This window comes from Pedobacter sp. HDW13 (assembly GCF_011303555.1).
In the GTDB taxonomy this organism is placed as follows: domain Bacteria; phylum Bacteroidota; class Bacteroidia; order Sphingobacteriales; family Sphingobacteriaceae; genus Pedobacter.
This window is the reverse complement of record NZ_CP049868.1, coordinates 1,436,816-1,455,924: the sequence shown is the minus strand read 5'-3', so window position 1 is coordinate 1,455,924 and position 19,109 is coordinate 1,436,816. Positions and strand designations below refer to the sequence as shown.

The 19,109-nt window shown below is 41.8% G+C and carries 14 protein-coding genes; 11 read left to right on the top strand and 3 right to left on the bottom strand.

Translation table 11 applies throughout. The features are described 5' to 3' along the window. Positions 1-192: 192 nt before the first annotated feature. Genes G7074_RS06030 through G7074_RS27835 form a run of 3 tightly spaced genes read right to left on the bottom strand, consistent with a single transcriptional unit; the run spans position 193 to position 715 of the window. On the bottom strand, positions 193-411 hold the full coding sequence (locus tag G7074_RS06030; RefSeq protein WP_166207410.1) for a hypothetical protein: 219 nt from the start codon (positions 409-411) through the stop codon (positions 193-195). A gap of 15 nt (positions 412-426) precedes the next feature. Next, complete coding sequence (locus G7074_RS06025; RefSeq protein ID WP_158674091.1) at positions 427-588, bottom strand: hypothetical protein; 162 nt, start codon at positions 586-588, stop codon at positions 427-429. Next, positions 569-715 (bottom strand): AHH domain-containing protein, encoded by a 147-nt coding sequence (locus tag G7074_RS27835; protein WP_124561641.1) that lies wholly within the window; start codon positions 713-715, stop codon positions 569-571. Before G7074_RS27835 ends, G7074_RS06025 begins: the two co-directional genes overlap by 20 nt. Positions 716-1,124: 409 nt before the next feature. Here G7074_RS27835 and G7074_RS06015 point away from each other — a divergent pair, with 409 nt between their 5' ends. From G7074_RS06015 to G7074_RS05975, 11 genes are all read left to right on the top strand, one after another. Beyond that, positions 1,125-3,218 (top strand): FUSC family membrane protein, encoded by a 2,094-nt coding sequence (locus G7074_RS06015; RefSeq protein WP_166207407.1) that lies wholly within the window; start codon positions 1,125-1,127, stop codon positions 3,216-3,218. Between the two features lie 207 nt (positions 3,219-3,425). Further along, positions 3,426-4,088: a GDSL-type esterase/lipase family protein gene (locus G7074_RS06010; RefSeq protein ID WP_124561643.1), complete on the top strand. Its 663-nt coding sequence runs from the start codon at positions 3,426-3,428 to the stop codon at positions 4,086-4,088. Positions 4,089-4,373: 285 nt separating this feature from the next. Continuing rightward, positions 4,374-7,292, top strand: a complete 2,919-nt coding sequence (locus G7074_RS06005; RefSeq protein ID WP_166207404.1) for a triple tyrosine motif-containing protein — start codon at positions 4,374-4,376, stop codon at positions 7,290-7,292. A gap of 262 nt (positions 7,293-7,554) precedes the next feature. Beyond that, complete coding sequence (locus G7074_RS26530) at positions 7,555-9,519, top strand: SusC/RagA family TonB-linked outer membrane protein (protein WP_205944165.1); 1,965 nt, start codon at positions 7,555-7,557, stop codon at positions 9,517-9,519. 125 nt (positions 9,520-9,644) lie between these two features. Further along, positions 9,645-10,676: a TonB-dependent receptor domain-containing protein gene (locus tag G7074_RS26525; protein WP_205944164.1), complete on the top strand. Its 1,032-nt coding sequence runs from the start codon at positions 9,645-9,647 to the stop codon at positions 10,674-10,676. A gap of 12 nt (positions 10,677-10,688) precedes the next feature. Next, positions 10,689-12,215, top strand: coding sequence for a RagB/SusD family nutrient uptake outer membrane protein (locus G7074_RS05995; RefSeq protein WP_166207401.1), 1,527 nt, complete (start codon positions 10,689-10,691; stop codon positions 12,213-12,215). Between the two features lie 88 nt (positions 12,216-12,303). After that, a complete protein-coding gene (locus G7074_RS27565) occupies positions 12,304-12,771 on the top strand; it encodes a hypothetical protein (RefSeq protein WP_255456785.1) in 468 nt (155 codons plus the stop codon). Beyond that, on the top strand, positions 12,738-13,706 hold the full coding sequence (locus G7074_RS27560) for a glycoside hydrolase family 30 beta sandwich domain-containing protein (RefSeq protein WP_255456784.1): 969 nt from the start codon (positions 12,738-12,740) through the stop codon (positions 13,704-13,706). The genes G7074_RS27565 and G7074_RS27560 overlap by 34 nt, the downstream gene beginning before the upstream one ends. 187 nt (positions 13,707-13,893) lie before the next feature. Further along, positions 13,894-15,474, top strand: coding sequence for a cellulase family glycosylhydrolase (locus G7074_RS05985; protein WP_205944163.1), 1,581 nt, complete (start codon positions 13,894-13,896; stop codon positions 15,472-15,474). An 87-nt stretch (positions 15,475-15,561) separates the two neighbouring features. After that, positions 15,562-16,689: a multiheme c-type cytochrome gene (locus G7074_RS05980; RefSeq protein ID WP_166207398.1), complete on the top strand. Its 1,128-nt coding sequence runs from the start codon at positions 15,562-15,564 to the stop codon at positions 16,687-16,689. A gap of 92 nt (positions 16,690-16,781) precedes the next feature. Then, on the top strand, positions 16,782-19,106 hold the full coding sequence (locus tag G7074_RS05975) for a TonB-dependent receptor (protein WP_124561650.1): 2,325 nt from the start codon (positions 16,782-16,784) through the stop codon (positions 19,104-19,106). The last annotated feature ends 3 nt before the right edge of the window (positions 19,107-19,109 follow it).

Genomic DNA, 19,109 nt, shown 5'->3' with positions numbered 1-19,109 from the left:
GTATATTTTTTAGTTCGAAGTCAGGGGGGCATATAAGGCATTTCAGCACATGTAAGCTTAATACATCAATATGGTTTAAATTCTCTTTGAAGAGCGGGCATGAATTAGTTTAACTTAATGTCTCACCTAAACTCGAGCATTGATGGTAGTTTGAGCAATATTTTCCGTGTTTCTGACGGTTAAAGTATATGCTTAACTTAACTGCATCATTACCTTAAAGCCTAAATCAAACCAGTTTTCATTGTCTTTTATAAAAATAATCTCGGTATCAAGTCCTTCGCCTTTTATTCCTAATCTTGGTATTGCGGGTAACTTACCAAACGCTTGTATAAAAACATCCTTCAAATCAACACCAATATCATTTTTTATATGGAAAACGGCAAGCAATATTACCCCCTCTGGGGTCGTCATGTGGTTCGAGAAATTTTAACAATGCAGCCTCCTCATATACTGAGTGGGTGCATCAATTCCCTTATGTTCATAATAAGCTTCAAACTGTGCCAAATCTTCGGGTATTTTAGGTAGGTTATATAAGGCACAAAGTTTATCAAAGGCCAGTTTGGCTTGTTCAAAGGGGGTATTCATCATATGTTTCTTTAGGAGAGAGATTAACATTAATCTGATCAAGCTTAAGTTGTACTAAGTTATCATAATTGGCATGGCTCCCATTATGAACAAGGGAATTTAAGAGAATTCCGTTCAAAGCCTCATTCATATGAAAATTTTTTTTGATTTAGCAGCTTTTTGAATTGCTCTATGCCCGGATTTTGCCCATGGAATGATATGCTTGTCTTAGATCGCCTTTCACTAAATAATGAAGAAGAGGAGCTTTGGGGTTGAGTTGTGCCTGTATCATTTTTAACCGCAAAGCACACAGAGAAAAAGACACGGAGTACGCAGAGAAAGGTTTGCGATAATCTGTGCGAACGCAGACTTAACAGCTTGCCTTTTACAGTTAACCGCTTAACCAATTTAAACAGTTAACCTTTTCACTAGATCTGAATTTTGCAAAAGTCCAAAGAACGAATCAGTATCTGGTTTTATGGCACAATTTAATATGCATGCATTATAAATCTGTACCTTTGTAGTGTTTATAACTTTATCAGCATTCATTACATTAATACATGGGCAAAAACAGTATCGGCTCTACCATTACCTATTTCTTTTTGGGCGAATATTTTTCTGATGCACTGCGCACCACCATTACAGTTGTGTTGCCCATTATCCTGTTTTTTTATCTGGGTAATCCCGATGCCGCAAAGGGGATTGGGGTAGGGGCTTTGCTTATTAGCCTGACTGATTTACCCGATAACCGTTTAAACAAACTCAAAACCGCATTGTGGAGTATTTCGGTATTCTTTTTAACCACGCTGGTAGTATCGTCGGTATTGGATCGGGTGTATCTCAGTGCTACTGTGGTGGTGCTGGCGGCCTTTAGCTTTTCGATGTTTGCTGTTTACGGGCAGAAACTGGCGTTAATTGGTACTATGGCTTTAATTGTGTGCACCTTTATCATGGGCTTACAACCCGCCCGTCCACTGTATTTTAGTACCTGCATTTTAATAGGTGGGGTTTGGTATTATGTAATCAGTTTAATCCAGATCCTCATCAGGCCTTACCGCTCGTTGCACCACGCCATTTTCGAATGCTTAATGAGCAGTGCCGAGTTTCTGCATATTAAAGCTAAAAATTACGATGTAAACGTACCGCTCGATTTGCAACAAAAAGAAGCCATTAAGCTGCACATTAAGGTAAACCAGAAACACGAGCTGATTCGCAATTTGCTGCTTACCGATAAGTATGCCATGAACCCCAATAATGCAAAAGGGCAGTTGCTGTTAGAAAGGGCCCGTTTGCTGATCGATTTATACGAGCAGTTAAATGCAGTGCATTACGATTATGGCCTGGTACGCAAAACCCTCGATGGGGGCCAAAGCCTGCAACTGATTGCCACACTAATTGAACTTTTAGCCAAAGAACTGGAGCAACTGGGGCGACATGTGCGCTCGGCCAAAGCTTACAAAGGCGAGGTAGCCACCAATATGGCCTACCACCAAAACCGGGTACTGCTGTTACAGGAGCTGGAACGTTTAAACGAAACCCAGCGACTCATTGTACTCAAAGTAATGGCCAACATGAACGATATTGTACGCATTATCGAAATGATACGAGGTAATGAGCGCATGCCCCAAAAACACCTACAGGAACTGAGCGATACCATTGCATACCCCTTGTTTATTACCGGCGACCGCTTTTCGGTTAAAGAACATCTTACCTTAAAATCGCCGATATTCAGGTTTTCGCTGCGGCTGGCCATCTGTTTCCTTTTTGGCTTTTTATTGATCTGGCAGCTCGAACCCAGCAAATATAGTTACTGGCTGTTTTTAACGCTGGTGATTGTGGCAAGGCCCAAGTTTTCGATTACCTGGAAACGCAACCTGCAACGTTTAAAAGGAAGCCTTGGAGGGGTGGCTATTGGCCTGGTTTTGGTTTATCTGGTTAAAAGCCCGGTGGTGCTGCTATCTTTTTCGGTAATCTTTTTACTCGGCTTTTATGCTTTTAACCGTCTAAACTACACCATTAGCGTACTGTTTATTACCCCTGCAGTAATTTTAACACTGGGTAGTTATCAGGGGCATTTCGATCATATTGTACATGATCGCATTATGTTTACGCTGATGGGCTGTGTAATTGCCATTTTTGCCACTTACCTGTTTCCGATATGGGATGGCCTTCAGCTGAAGGCTAAAATTGTCAACGCATCGCAGGCCAGTCGTAATTATTTGCAGGTAGCCATTCAAAACAGGGCCGAACGCGATGAAAATCAGTCGCGTATGGCTCGTAAAAATGCGAATCTGAGCTTGTCGGCATTGAGCGAGGCGATCGAATCGGCCCGGCAGGAGCCCATGCAGAAACACATCGATTTTAACGGACTTTATGGTGTCCAATCTACCATTTACCAGATCAATGCCATCATTACCTCAATATACCTTTCGCTTAACCACAAGGCAGAACAAACCGATTTGCTTTTGGTAGGGCAGATTGTAGCCGATTTAACAGGCGGGCCAGATGGCGGTAATGCAAAGGAAATTAAAGTTTTGCCAATGGCCGAAACTGAGCTTTACAATGAGCACTCTACTCCACAAAAACTAGCGCATATTGCCGCTTTATCAGCGGGTTTTAATGAGGCTGTGACACGGAGCGTACTTTGCGGTTAAAACAGACACAGGTGCACGGTGTAACACGGATGATTTTTGCGCCCTTATATCTATTATACTTTGTACCCTCTGTGCTTTTCTCTGTTCTTTCCGTGTCTAATCCCTGTATCCGTAGCAACCCCAATAAAACAGCCGTAATAAATTTGTTTGATTTAACCACCGCCACCGGTATAATGCTATATTGTGCCCGGTTTAATACAAAATAATATGAAAAGATTATCCTTCGTTCTGCTTTGCCTCTCTTTTTTAACCCTAACAGCCTTTGCCCAAAACAAACCCAATTTCTGGGATGATGTTCAGGTGATTAAAAAGTACGATCAAATGTATAAGCCACCTGTAAACCCCGTACTTTTTGTAGGAAGCTCATCCATACGCAAATGGGACGATTGTACTCAGCTTTTTGCTAAATACAATGCCTTAAACCGCGGAATTGGAGGCGCAGTAATTAACGACATCACCTATTATTTAAACGATGTTGTTTTTCCGTATCAACCTAAACAAATCGTGCTTTATGTAGGCGAAAACGACCTGCCTAACGATGCTGTAACACCCGATACGGTATTGAACCGAACCATTAACCTATACAAAGCCATCAGGGCAAAATTGCCAACAGTACCTATTGTATATATTTCGATTAAACCCAGTCCCAGTCGCGATAAATTTAAAGAGAAAGCTGTAGCCTCAAACGCTTTAATCCAAAAGTTTTTTGCTGGCGAAGCCAATACCAAATTTGTTAACATATACCCATTAATGCTCACCAAAAATGGCCAGTTGCGTCCCGAACTGTTTGTTGGCGATATGCTGCACATGAATGCCGCCGGTTACGCGATCTGGAAAAAAGCTGTTAAGCCACACTTGTTGAAAGACTAAACTGAAAGCTTAAAGCAAAAAGACTAAAGCAGAAAACTTGGGTGTTCTTAGGTGTCTGAGGGGGGTAAAAAATGATTGGTACGATAAAATCGTTAAGCTATTTCTTCACGCGTTAGAAACGCGCGCAAGCGGAAATGGACTTAGGTGACATGTCTCTGGCCGGAATTAAAAATCCCGACCAATAGTATGCGCGCAAGCAGGCAATCTGAGGTCGAAATCTAAACACGGCTAACCGGAATTAAAATTATATATTTATTATTGCGTTTTAACCGTCCCCTAACCTAAATGAAGAAACCTCTACTAGCTATATTATTCTTGCTAATTGCTTATTGTGCCCGAACCCAGGTATTATTGGGCATTCCGCAGGTAGTAAATTACAATAACGAGCAGTACAATGGCGGTATTCAGAACTGGGATGTAGAGCAAGATAAAAACGGGATACTCTATTTTGGTAACAACGAGGGCTTACTTACTTTTAACGGCCGCTATTGGAACCTGTTCAGGTTACCCAACTTTACTTCGGTCCGTTCGGTGGGCATTGATTCTAAAAACCGCATTTATGTAGGCGGTCAGGATGAATTTGGTTATTTCTATCCCAATGCACAAGGTGTTTTAAAATATACTTCGCTGCTAAACCTGTTGCCAGAAAACATGCGGAAACTGGCCGATATCTGGGGCGTTTCTATCGTTCGCGATGAAGTGTTTTTTAGGTCGATACATGCTATTTTGCATTATAAAGACGGGGTAATTAAAAGCTATAAAACCAATACCACCTGGCTATTTATGGGCGCTGCAAGAGGCAAGGTTTTTTCGCAATCTTCTGATTCGGGACTGATGATTTACGACCATGAGATGTGGAAGCCATTTTGTGTAGACAGTGCTTTAAACCGCTCGGGTATTACAGCGGTGCTGCCTTATGGTGGCGATACTTTATTGGTTTCGATGTTAAAAAAGGGATTCTTTCTTGTGGTTAACCATCAGTTAAAGCCTTTAAAAACCAGTTTAGATCAGGTTTTTTTAAACGAACGGATTTATTTTACCACTCAAATCAGTCCCGATTTATATGGTGTGGCCACCACTTCTGGCGGGGTGTACATCATGAACAAGCAGGGCAACCTAGTGCAGAAGTACAATTATAAAGAAGGCTTACAAAACAATAATGTAAGGGGAATACTGCTCGATAAGGATAAGAACATGTGGCTGGCCCTCGATGATGGAATTGCCTATGTAGCCATAAACAGTGCCGTTAAAAGCATTTTCCCCGACCGCAATAAGCAAATTACCAGTTACGCTTTTCGTAAATATGATCAGTCTATATACATTGGTACCTCTAATGGTTTGTACAGGGCAAAAATTAATACGGCTATGCCCGATTTAAGCTATTCGCCGGCCAATTTTGAGGAAGTAAAGAACAGCAAAGGGCAGGTGTGGGGGCTGGATGAAATTAACAACCAGCTGCTAATGGCACATGAAGACGGTACCCTGTTGGTAAAAGATAATATCGCGACCCCGCTTTACAGCCTGATTGGCACCTGGATGTACCAAACCATGGATAATGTTTATCCGAGCAAAGAAGTTATAGCCGGTACCTACGCTGGGTTGCAGGAAATAACCTATAATGGAAACCGCTTTGTTAGTGGTGGTAAAATTGCTGGAATTAACGAAACCCTGCGCTTTATTGTTGCCGATAATAATAATCCCGATCAGATCTGGGCTTCGCACCCTTATCATGGCGTGTATAAAATAGAACTAAAGTCCGATCATAAAAGCATCCTGCGTACTATGTTATTCTCCGATCGGGATGGATTGCCTACAAAGCTCTATAATTACGTGTTCCACATTAAAAACAGGGTAGTAATTGCAACCACCAGCGGTATTTTTGAATACAATGCTGCAAGTAAAAAGTTTATCCGGTTTAAGTTGTTAGGTTCGGCACTAAATGGAATTCCCATTCAATACCTCAAAGAAGATAACGACGGCAATATCTGGTTTGTTACCAACAAAAAGGTAGGGGTAATCGATTTTCACAGGCCCCAGGGCAAAAATGCCTTCAGTATTTTATACTTACCCGAGCTAAATGGCAAAGTGGTTGGTGGTTTCGAATCGATATATACACCCGATAGCAAAAACATATTTATTGGGGCTAATAAAGGGGCTTATCACATCAACTACCAAAAATACATTCAGAATATAACCCGGCCAAATGTAGTGCTGGGCACTGTTAAATTAATGGGCAATAAAGACAGTGTGGTTTTTGGGGGCTATTTTGTAAACAAGGGCACTATTGTGGGTAAGCAGGACCTGCACGAGATACCCGAATACGTTTACAGTTTAAATTCGATCCATTTCGAGTATGCCTCTACACTTTTTGAGCACGATAAGAATATTAAATTCAGTTACCAGCTTATCGGCTTTGACAGCGAATGGTCGGCATGGGGTACTAAAAGCGAAAAAGACTATACCAATTTACCTGCCGGAAAATATACCTTTAATATTAAGGCCAGTACAGAGGTAAATAACGAATCGGAAGTGGTGAGCTATACTTTTATAGTACTGCCTGCCTGGTACAATACCATTTGGATGCGGATTTTTTACCTGATCTTAATTGTCATGGCTTTACGACTGATTATCAGGTGGCAAAAAAAGAAACACATTAAGGAACAGGAACGAATGAGCTACTTGCACCAGCTGGAGCTGGATAGGAACGAAAAAGAAATTGTAAGGCTCCAGAACGAAAAGCTCGAAGCTGATGTAAATTATAAAAACAAAGAACTTTCGACCATGACCATGCACCTGGTACAGCGTGGCAAGGTGCTGGCCAAAATTAAAGAAGTAATATCGGCCGTAATTAAAAACCACGATCTTAACGAAAGCTCGCCAAGTTTCAGGCACCTGATCAGGCTGATTAAAGATGTAGAAAAGAAAGACCAGGAGCTTGATCACATGAGCGTGCACTTTAACCACGTAAACACCGAGTTCTTTACGCGGCTTAAAGACCTTTATCCCGATCTGAGCCAGAACGATCTGAAGTTCTGTGCTTATTTATCTATGAACCTTTCTTCAAAAGAAATGGCGCAGCTGATGAATGTAACCATTAAGGCTATCGAAGTAGGCCGTTATCGCCTAAGAAAGAAGCTTCAGCTAAAGCCCGAAACCAATTTATACGAGTTCCTGATCGAAATAGCACGCCAAAAAACGCCTTAAACCGGTGTTTTTGTTACAATTGTTGACTTTTTTTGTTAAAAAATTTAAATAGCTGTAAGACAGTTTTTTACAATTCTGTTGTAGGGCTTATGTAGGCCCTTTTTTTCTGTTTTTTAGCCCGTTTGAGGGTTGGTGTATGGTTGGTGTAGTAGTGGTAAATTGTGCTATTGCTCCTCACGCCTCTAGATTTGATTTATGAACAGCAGCCAATAAGACTGTGTTCATGAACTAACCAAATATCATTAACTAAAAACTAATTTCTATGAGAGGAAGATTTACATTCGTATTCTTCATTTACTGTCTCCTGGCTTTTCCGCTCGCCTTATTGGCACAAGACATTCCAGTTACAGGAAAGGTAACAGAGCAAAATGGTTCACCATTACCAGGCGTAACAGTTAAGTTAGATGGAACTACAAAAGCAGCATCGACCGATGCCAATGGTGTATTTACCATTCAGGCTCCGGTAGGGGCAAAGTTAACCATCAGTTTAATTGGTATGGCAGCGCAAACGGTAACTGTTCCAGCAGGTGGCCGTATTAATGTAACGCTTACTGCCGATTCGAAAGACTTAACTGAGGTGGTTGTAGTAGGTTACGGTACGCAAAAGAAAAGTGTGGTAACGGGATCTATTTCAAGTGTAAAAGCCAAAGATTTGGAAACCATGCCAATTAACCGGATCGAGCAATCATTACAAGGCAGAACATCTGGTTTAACCATTGCTAGTGGTAACGGTCAGCCGGGTACCTCTTCAACCGTTCGGGTTAGGGGTTACACTTCATTTGCATCATCAGGTAATAACGATCCGCTTTGGGTTGTTGATGGGGTAATTGTTGATAACGGCGGTATAGGCTACCTGAACCAATCGGATATCGAATCCATTGAAGTGTTAAAAGATGCCGCTTCGCAGGCCATTTATGGTGCACGTGCAGCTAACGGCGTTATTATCATTTCTACTAAAAAAGGTAAAACAGGTGGTTTAAACATCAACTACAATGCTTTTTATGGTACTTCGGCACCAGCTAAAAAATTAGATCTGTTAAATGCTACTGAGTATGCCACGATCAGAAACGAATCGGCAGTAAACGCTGGTAAAGCAGCGCCTTATACAAATCCGGCTGCATTTGGCGAAGGAACCGACTGGCAGTCTGTAATTTTTAACAACGATGCCAGAAGACAAACACATGAATTCAGTGTTTCTGGTGGAAACGACAAAGCCAATTATTACACTTCTTTCGGTTATATCGATCAGGATGGTATTGTGGCCAGTCCTATTTCTAAATGGAACAGGGCCAACGTAAGGATTAACACTACGTTTAAACCAGCAAAATGGTTAACCTTTGGCGAAAACATGGGTTATAGCCATGCAGTATCAAGCAGTTTAGGTAACACCAACAGTGAGTTTGGCGGGCCATTGAGTTCGGCAATTAACTTAGATCCAATTACACCTGCAATTGAAACCAATGCAGCAATTATTGGTGCTTCACCTTATACCTTACCCAATGTTTTAAAAGATCCGGCTACAGGTTTTCCTTACGGTTTATCTTCGGTTGTAGGGCAGGAAATGAGTAATCCACTGGCTTACATGCAAACACGTTTGGGCAATTATACCTGGGACCATAATATTGTAGGTAACGTTTTTGCCGAAATCCAGCCAACATCCGAATTTAAATTCAGGTCATCGCTTGGAACTAAAGTAGCTTTCTACGGCGAAGACCGTTTTACACCATTGTTTTATTTAACATCTTCTAATAAAAACGATAAAGCATCATTTTACAGGGAAATAAATACGGTGTTAAATTATAACTGGGAAAATACGCTGAGTTATACCAAAAACATTGGTAAACACCATGCATTTGCCATTTTAGGTCAGGGTTATTATCTGGATAACAACAACCGTGGCATTAACGTAAACTTTGCCAACGTAATTGCAACCGATTTTTATCAGGGCAATATGAACTATAAGCCAATTGCCGGCGATAGAACCAGCGATGGTAGCGATGGTACACCACATACCATTAACTCGTTGTTTACCAGGGTTACTTATGATTATGATGAAAAATATTTATTTACTGGTATTATCCGCCGTGACGGTTCATCCCGCTTTGGTAGCAACAACAGATTTGGTTATTTCCCTTCATTCTCATTGGGTTGGGTACCGAGCAAAGAAGGTTTCTGGAAAGAAAATAAAGTCATCAACTTCTTAAAAATCCGTGGGGTTACGGGGTAACCGGTAACGATGCAATTGGCGATTTCAGGTACATTGCGCTGGTACAAAGCGGACGTAACTACTCTTTCGGTACTACTGATATCAGCACCATTGGATGGAGTCCTGCTGCACTTTCAAACCCTGATTTGAAGTGGGAAGAAACCCGCCAAACCAATATCGGTTTCGATTTAACCTTGCTTAACGATTTCAGTTTATCGGCTGAGTATTACAAGAAAAAAACTGTGGGCGTTTTACAAACACCAGATATACCACTTTATGTTGGTGCAGCAGGTGGTGCGGCAGAAAACGTGGGTGATATGCAGAATACAGGTTTTGAGTTTGAGCTTGGTTACAAAAAAAGGATCGGCGAGTTTAACCTGGGTGTTAACGCAAACCTTTCTACCTTAAAAAACAAGGTAACCAGATTATTGCCTGGCAAAAGCTTTATCGAAGATAACGCTCAATCGTTTCAAACCATGGGTAACTTTACCAGAACTGGTTTAGGCAGATCGTTTAACGAATTTTATGGTTACGAAATGCTGGGTATTTTCCAAACGCAGGCAGAAATTGATGCTTACCGCGGTCCGGCAGGCACTATACTTCAGCCAACAGCAAAACCAGGCGATATTAAATATGCCAACTTAGACGGCAATGAAACCATTTCGGGATCGGACAGGACTTACATTGGCAGTCCGCTACCTAAATTAACCTATGGTGTAACCGTAAACCTGGCCTACAAAGGTTTTGATATGGTTATATTCGGAAACGGTGTTGCAGGTAACATGATTTTCCAGGGCTTAAGACGTCTAGATGTGACTTATGCCAACTGGCAGCATTCGATCTTAGATCGCTGGACACCTAACAATCCTTCTACTACAGTTCCAAGAGTGGTAGAAAACGATCCGAACGGAAACAATACCAAATTCTCTAAAAAATATCTTGAAAAGGGCGATTACTTCAGATTGAAAACCCTTCAGATTGGTTATAATCTTCCTTCAAAAATTACACAAAAAATTGGCGCACAGAAACTCCGTGTTTATTTAATGAGCGAAAACCTTTGGACCATTACCAACTATAGCGGCTACGATCCAGAAATCGGTGGTACCGTGTTGGGAGTAGACAGGGGTGTTTATCCGCAGGCACGCTCATTTATGGTTGGTTTAAATGTTGCATTTTAATTTAAGTAGAAGATGAAAAAGAATATTTTATTTTATGCAGCGCTTTTAGTTGCAAGTCAGGAATTGGTTTCGTGCCAAAAACAATTGGACGTAAACCCAAGAGATCGTATTCTGGAGAGCGGTTATTACGTGAACCAACAACAGGCTTTTAATGGTTTAGTGGCTGTTTACGATCAGTTGGGCAATCAGTCGTCGGGTTATTTAACCAAGCTAAATATTTTTGCTTCGGGCTCTGACGATCACTTTGCCGGGGGCGATTCGCCTTCCGATTTGGGCGATTTACAGGCCATGAATAACTATACCGTAAATTCACTTTCGGGTGCGCCGAGTTATTTATGGGGCAAAGGCTTTACTGGCATATACCGTGCAAATGTGTTGTTGAAGAAAATAGAAGGTATAGGCATGGATGCCAACACCAAAAACAGGTATATAGCAGAAGCCAAAGCGCTACGTGCTATCTTCTACTTCGATTTGGTACGTATTTTTAAAAATGTGCCGCTTTTATTAGAGCCTGTAGATAAGGATAACATGTACAATGTGGTACAAGCAGCACCTGCCGATGTTTACAAACAGATTGAAGCAGATTTAAATGCTTCATTAGGAGCTTTGCCTGCTACCATACCCACAGCAGAAGCCGGGCGTTTAGGGCAAGGTGCAGTACATGCTGTTTTGGGTAAGGTTTATTTATGGCAGGAGAAATGGGTACAGGCGGCATCAGAATTTGCTTTGGTAAATGGGGCAGCACCCGGTGCAAGTACCTATGGTTATAAATTGCTGCCTAACTTTGCCGATTTGTGGAAAGTAACCAATAAGTTCAACTCCGAATCTATACTCGAGCTTGCCTACAATACCACCTCAAACATGGGTTGGGGCAATGTGGGTAGCGGCGAAGGTAACGTTATGGGCATTTTGGTTGGCCCGCGTAACTATGTGCCAAAAATTGCTGCACAGGCTCCCGATTATGTTTCGGGCTGGAGCGTAATGCCGTTTACACAAGAATTTTTCGATTTAATTCATTTCGATCCACGAAATAAACCTACTGTTGCCAATTTAGACAGTTTAGAAAAAGCGGGTATTGTAAGCTATAAACATGCCAACGCCAATACTGGTTACTTTGTCGAAAAATTTGCAGGCCGTACCTCAACCAAAGCAGCTGTAGGTCAGCTGGAATTAAACTTTGGCCAAAACATGTACGAAATCCGTTTGGCCGATACCTATATGATGGAAGCCGAAGCCTTGTTAAAAAGTGGCACAGCAGTTGGTGCCGGTACTAAAGCCTACATCATGTTTAATGCTGTTAGGGCGAGGGTTGGCTTAAATCCGGTTGCGGTTACCATAGATAACATTATGAAGGAAAGAAGGATTGAGCTTGCTGCAGAAGGCCAACGCTGGTTTGATCTGGTACGTTGGGGTCTTGCCGCTTCAAAACTCTCTTCAAAAGGTTTTGTTGCAGGTAAAAATGAAATATTACCCGTTCCGGAAAGAGAATTGGCCAATTCTAAAATTTTACAGAGTAAAGAGTGGGGCGGCTCTAAATAAATTCCCGTCTATATATCCTTAATGTTTAATTGTTACAGGGAGAAAGCAAAGTCTTTCTTCCTGTTTTTTATCAGCTCATCTTTTTTATATGCTATTCACCAAGTCCTTTGGGCTCATAATGGGTTGTGCTTTTACTTTTTCGGCAGCTGTTATGGCACAAAGCCAGCCAGAGGTGTGGTTAACGAAAGCCGACCGTACAGCCTTATTTACCCGGCAAGCTACAGGCTTAAACCCGGTCACTGCTAAAAATAAGCAGCCCACCATTTTTGTAAACGATAAAGAAACTTTTCAAAGTATTGATGGTTTTGGCTATGCCTTAACCGGCGGAAGCGCCCAGCATATCGTTAAAATGTCGGCACCGGCAAGGGCAGCTTTGCTTAAAGAACTGTTTGCAACCAATGGTACCAACATTGGGGTAAGTTACATAAGGTTAAGTATTGGCGCATCCGATTTAAACGAAAAAGTATTTTCTTACAACGACCTTCCCGAGGGCGAACCGATCTGGAGCAGGCTAAATTTGATTTGGGACCAGATAAGGCAGATGTTATTCCGGTAATGAAGGAAATCCTGTCCATTAACCCTAAAATAAAAATTATGGGTTCGCCATGGTCTCCTCCCTTATGGATGAAAACAACATACGATGCCCGCGGCGGTATGCTAAAACCTGAATATTATGGTACTTATGCCAAATATTTTGTACGTTATGTACAGGAAATGCAAAAGGCAGGTATTCCTATCGATGCCATTACTGTGCAAAACGAGCCTTTACATCCGGGTAATAACCCCAGCTTACTTATGGTAGCACCAGATCAGGCTGTTTTTGTAAAGCAGTTTCTTGGCCCAGCATTCGCAAAAGCCAATATTAAAACTAAAATTATTGTGTACGATCACAATGCCGACCGGCCCGATTATCCAATCAGTATTTTGGATGATCCGGCAGCAAAGAAATACATAGCTGGCTCTGCCTTTCACTTGTATGGTGGTAAAATCGAAGCGCTAACCGATGTGCACAACGCCCATCCCGATAAAAATATCTACTTCTCTGAGCAAATGGTGGTAGAACAGCCTGATGCGGCAACCATTAATATCGTTAACCCGGTAAAACGCTTAATTATTGGCGCTACCCGCAACTGGAGCAAAAACGTGCTGGAGTGGAACCTTGCTGCCGATCCGCAAAACAAGCCTTATACCGATAGAGGAGGTTGTTCGATGTGCCAGGGCGCGGTTACCATTAATGGTGACAACTATAGCCGGAACCTGGCCTATTTTTCTATTGCCCATGCTTCGAAATTTGTGAGGCCTGGCTCGGTACGCATTGCGTCTAACGAATTAAACGGTTTGGCCAATGTTGCCTTTAAAACGCCCGATGGTAAATATGTACTTGTTGTGGCCAATACAGGCAAAGATGCTGCTGCATTTAACATCAGTCAGAACGGCAAAACATACGCTGCAACGCTCGATAAGGGCGCGGTAGCCACTTATCTCTGGTAAAATCAATCGTCTCAACTATGTTTTTAAAAAAATCACTTTTATATATTTTTCTCTTTAGCAGCATTTCAATTACCGGTTTTAGTCAGGGTTTTTTAAAAGCATCGGGCACAAAAATTGTTGATGGCCAGGGCCGGAATGTGTTGTTGCGTGGCATTGGTCTTGGGGCTGGATGTTGCAGGAAGGCTACATGCTTAAAATTAATAAAGAAGCGCAGCAATACCGCATCCGCGAAAGGATAACGGAGCTAATGGGACCGAAGCAAACGCAGGAGTTTTACGACGTCTGGCTAGCTAACCACATGCGTAAAACAGATGTAGACTCGATGAAACGCTGGGGTTTTAACTCGATCCGGTTGCCCATGCATTATAATATTTATACCTTACCTGTTGATCAGGAGCCGGTAGCCGGTAAAAATACCTGGCTCGAAAAAGGTTTTGCCATGACTGATAGTTTACTCAACTGGTGTAAGGCCAATAAAATGTACCTCATTTTAGATTTGCATGCAGCACCGGGAGGGCAGGGCAACGATTTAAACATTGCCGACCGCGATCCGTCAAAACCCTACCTGTGGGATAGTGAAGCTAATCAGGAGAAAACCATTGCCCTTTGGCGAAAACTGGCCGAGCGCTATAAAAACGAGCCCTATATCGGGGCCTACGATATTATAAACGAGCCTAACTATGGTTTCAGCAATCCCGAAGAAGATAAAAATGGAACCAAAGAAAAGGTAAACGCCCCTTTGAGGAAACTAATGGTAGAGATTACCAAAGCCATTCGCGAGGTAGATCAGCAACACCTTATTATTATTGAAGGGAATGGCTGGGGCAATAATTACAATGGTATTTTCCCGTTGTGGGATAAAAATATAGCCTTAAGTTTCCATAAATACTGGAATTATAACGATCAGGCTTCGATTGCACATATTATCAAAGCGCGCGATGAGCAGCAGGTCCCCGTTTGGCTGGGCGAAACAGGCGAAAACTCTAACGTTTGGTTTACCGATGCCATACACCTGTTAGAAAAAAATAATATTGGTTGGTCGTGGTGGCCTTTGAAAAAAATCGGCGTAAATAACCCAATGGAAATTAAATCGAATCCCAATTATGATGCCCTGGTTAAATACCTGAATAACGGTGGCAACAAACCTAAAGATAGCAACGTGTACAGTGGCCTGATGGAACTGGCCATTTATTCGAGGTTAGAAAATACGATCATCCACCGCGATGTAATCGATGCGATGATTCGCCAGCCTTTTAGCAACGAAACTAAACCCTTTAAAGCCAATTTGGTTAAAAACAAGAGCATTATTTATGCTGTTGATTATGATTTGGGTAAAAACGGTTTTGCTTATTTCGATACCGATACGGCAGATTATCATACTTCAACCAATAAAAGATCGGCAGGAAACCGGGGCAGGATTTACCGCAATGATGGTGTAGATATTGCCAAAGATTCGCTCCAGTACGAAAAGTATTATGTAAACCATATCGAAAAAGGGGAATGGCTACAATACACGGTAAACGTTGCCCAAAAAGGGAATTATACTTTAAAACTCAATATTGCTGCCGATCAGGATGCTGGCAGGATAAGCATTTTAATTGATGGTAAAACTGTAGTTAAAGCAGTAGCTGTGCCTAATACAGGTGATGCGAAAAAGTTTGCCACATTCGAAATCAAAAACCTGGCACTAAAGGCCGGTAAACAAAAAATTAGGATACTGGCCGCAGTTGGCGGTTATAATTTTAGTTATATTCAGTTTGTAAAATAAAAAGCTAACAACATCTTGAAAGGTATAAAACGGATCCTGACTATTATAGGGGCGATGGCGGTAGTCGTCTTTATCCTTTCAAGATGCATGAATACGGCCGTCCGGTTACCAAAGGATATCAGAGGCGAAGCTTATATCGGGGCAGCTACCTGTGTAAAATGCCATAAAGAAATTACGCAATCTTACCTACACAATACCCATGGGTTAACCTCTAAACCAGTGGCCGATATGGAGTTGTTAAAAGTTTTTGCGCCCGATTCTAATGCCTTTAGTTTCGATGCGCATCAAAAGGTAGTGGTTGAAAAACGGGCAACGGGTATTTTTCAGGTAGCTTATGTAGCTGGCAAAGAAGTGCGGGCCCAAAGGTTCGATATGGTATTCGGCTCGGGCGAGAAAGCCTATACCTACGCTTATTGGAAAGGCAAAAAGCTTTACGAACTGCCGCTTTCGTATTTTTCGGCGATCAGGAACTGGGCCATTAGTCCGGGTTTTACCAAACAAACCTTTTATTACGACAGACCGATTGGTAGCCGTTGTTTAGAATGCCATGCTTCGTATGTAGAGAAAAAGGTGACTCAAACTTCGGGTATTTCTACCGATGAGGAAATGGAGCGTGCTGCATTGATTTACGGTATAGATTGCGAGCGTTGCCACGGACCGGGCCGGCAACATGCGGTTTTTCACCTCGAAAACCCCGAAGAGAAAACTGCAAAATTTATCACCATTTATAAAACGCTCAGCAGAAAACAAAAGATGGATGCCTGCGGGGTATGCCACTCGGGCAATTCACTGGTTGCCCAAAAATCGGTTTTCGGTTTCCAGCCCGGCGATAATTTAGATGACTATTATGCACAAGATTTTGCAGGCTTTGGCAGTGCCGATCCCGATGTGCATGGTAACCAGACTGAAATGCTGAAGGGGAGCAATTGCTACCGCAAAAGCGAAAGTATGACCTGCCAATCGTGCCACAATACACACGAAAATATTAAAGGCAATTTAAGTATCTACTCGCAACGCTGTATAAGTTGTCACCAAATCACCAGACACAGCAGTACCACGCTTGCAAAAGGATCGCTCAGCACCAATTGCATCGATTGCCACATGCCCAAAACTCCTTCCAAACTCATCACTTTTCAGCAGGCTGGCATAGATCAGGTAAGCGCTTATATGTTGCGCTCACACCATATTGGCATTTATCCCGTTAATAGTAAGTAAACCAATTTTCGTGGCAGTAAATGCACAATGTTCTCATAAAAAGAACTTTGAATTCGTACATTTGGTTTCCTTCATCTTAGATAGTTGCCGATATGCTCATAAAAAATTACTTTGCTTTATTTTCCCTTCTTCTTTTAAATACAGTTGTTTTTGCCCAAAGTAAATTTACCCTTAGTGGTACCATCCGCGATGCCGGCACCGGCGAAACATTAATTGGCGCAACAATAAAAGTAATTGGCCCTACAACCGGCGCAACCTTAACCAATGCCTATGGCTATTTTGCCTTAACCCAGGTAGAAGGAGAGTATACCGTATCGGTTAGCTACACCGGGTATGCGCCTCTGGTTAAAAAAATCAATTTAACAAAAGATACCAAATTAAACGAAGAATTAAAGAGTGCCAACGATTTGGCCGAAGTAACCGTGAGTGCCAATAACCGCAAAAACGAAAATGTTAAAAGCGCGCAAATGGGCCTTGAACGGGTTGATATGAAAGCGTTGAACGCCATTCCGGTTCTACTTGGTGAAAAGGATATTCTGAAAACCATCCAGTTGCTGCCCGGCGTAAAATCGGGTGGGGAGGGTAATACCGGTTTTTATGTGCGTGGTGGCGCTGCCGATCAGAACCTGATTATTCTCGATGAGGCTGTGGTGTACAACTCGTCGCACCTGTTGGGATTCTTCTCTACCTTTAACGCCGATGCCATTAAGGATGTAAGCCTGTATAAAGGCGGTATGCCTGCCCAGTATGGCGGCCGTTTATCGTCTGTTTTAGACGTGAAAATGGATGATGGCAACAATAAAGAGTTTAAATTTCAGGGTGGTATTGGTTTAATTGCTTCGCGTATTAAAGCCGAAGGGCCTATTGTTAAAGACCGCGGCTCGTTTATGGTAAGCTTTCGCCGTACCTATATCGATTTATTTTTAAGGGCTTCACCAGATTCGTCGGTAAATGGGAGCACGTTGAATTTTTACGATATTAACGCCAAGGCCAACTATAAAATAAATGATAAAAACACCATCTATATTTCGGGTTATTTTGGTAAAGACAATATAGGGGTGAAGGATTTGTTTGAGAATAACTGGGGTAATGTAACCACTACAATCAGGCTAAACCATATTTTTAACGACCGTTTATTCTCTAATACCTCGTTAATTTACAACAATTACAATTACACTGTTCGCCTGCTTAACGATGCCACTAATTTTAAGGCCACCTCGCTGGTACGCGATTTTAATTTTAAAGAAGATTTTCAATACTTCAGCAACAAACACATTTTAAGATTTGGATTAAATGCTACGCAACACCGCATTTCGCCGATTGATATTGATAGCGATGTAGCCTCGCAGGTAAATTCGCTTACGCAGGAGCGCCGCTATGGAATAGAATCTGCCGCTTATATTTCTGATGAATGGAGCGTAAACGAACACCTTAACTTTTTGTATGGTGTAAGGCTGGCTGCCTTCTCTTTAATGGGCCCCGGTAATTTTAATAATTACAATGCGGCTGGCGAAATCATCTCTACAGAAAGTGTGGCTAAGGGCAAGTTTTACAAAAACTATTTCAATCTGGAACCCCGTTTTTCCGTGAGCTATCTTTTTAACGAAGAAAATTCAATTAAAGCATCGTATAACCGCAATACGCAAAATGTTCATATTTTAACCAACGCTACTTCAAGTTCGCCAACCGATCAGTATGTGTTGAGCAGTAACAACATTAAGCCTGAAATTGCCGATCAGGTGGCTTTGGGCTATTTTAAAAATATTAAAGAAAATACTTACGAGTTATCGGCCGAGATTTATTATAAGTGGTTGCAAAACCAAATTGATTATAAAAACGCGGCCCAGTTGCTGGCTAATTCAAATGTAGAATCGGAGCTGTTGTATGGTGTTGGTCGTGCTTATGGATTGGAGCTGTTCTTCAAAAAGAAATTTGGTAAGCTGAATGGTTGGGTAGGTTATACCTTATCGCGTACCGAACGCAAATTTACCGAATTAAATAACGGTAAATATTTTCCGGCTAGGCAAGACCGCACGCACGATATTTCACTGGTTGGAATATATAACATGACCAAAAGGTGGACTTTTTCATCAAGCTTTATTTACAGTACAGGTAATGCCGTTACTTATCCGGCAGGTAAATATACCGTTGGGGGGCAGCCGGCTTATTATTATACCCAACGCAATGCAGGCCGTATGCCTTACAACATGCGTTTAGATGTAAGTGCAACACTAGAAGGTAAGAATAAAGGTAAATACCAATCGAGCTGGAATTTTGGTATTTACAATCTACTGGCCAGAAAAAATCCTTATTCGATAGAGTTTATCACCGATCCCGACAATCCAAACAAAACGGCTGCACAGCAAACCTCATTGTTTGGGCTTATTCCATCTATAACCTGGAACTTTAAATTTTAATCC

Coding starts and splice junctions, on each gene's coding strand:
- G7074_RS05975 (WP_124561650.1), top strand. CDS start 16,782: ATGCTCATAAAAAATTACTTTGCTTTATTTTCCCTTCTTCTTTTAAAT.
- G7074_RS05980 (WP_166207398.1), top strand. CDS start 15,562: ATGAATACGGCCGTCCGGTTACCAAAGGATATCAGAGGCGAAGCTTAT.
- G7074_RS27835 (WP_124561641.1), bottom strand. CDS start 715: ATGAATGAGGCTTTGAACGGAATTCTCTTAAATTCCCTTGTTCATAAT.
- G7074_RS06015 (WP_166207407.1), top strand. CDS start 1,125: ATGGGCAAAAACAGTATCGGCTCTACCATTACCTATTTCTTTTTGGGC.
- G7074_RS06010 (WP_124561643.1), top strand. CDS start 3,426: ATGAAAAGATTATCCTTCGTTCTGCTTTGCCTCTCTTTTTTAACCCTA.
- G7074_RS06005 (WP_166207404.1), top strand. CDS start 4,374: ATGAAGAAACCTCTACTAGCTATATTATTCTTGCTAATTGCTTATTGT.
- G7074_RS06025 (WP_158674091.1), bottom strand. CDS start 588: ATGATGAATACCCCCTTTGAACAAGCCAAACTGGCCTTTGATAAACTT.
- G7074_RS27565 (WP_255456785.1), top strand. CDS start 12,304: ATGCTATTCACCAAGTCCTTTGGGCTCATAATGGGTTGTGCTTTTACT.
- G7074_RS26530 (WP_205944165.1), top strand. CDS start 7,555: ATGAGAGGAAGATTTACATTCGTATTCTTCATTTACTGTCTCCTGGCT.
- G7074_RS05985 (WP_205944163.1), top strand. CDS start 13,894: ATGCTTAAAATTAATAAAGAAGCGCAGCAATACCGCATCCGCGAAAGG.
- G7074_RS05995 (WP_166207401.1), top strand. CDS start 10,689: ATGAAAAAGAATATTTTATTTTATGCAGCGCTTTTAGTTGCAAGTCAG.
- G7074_RS06030 (WP_166207410.1), bottom strand. CDS start 411: ATGACGACCCCAGAGGGGGTAATATTGCTTGCCGTTTTCCATATAAAA.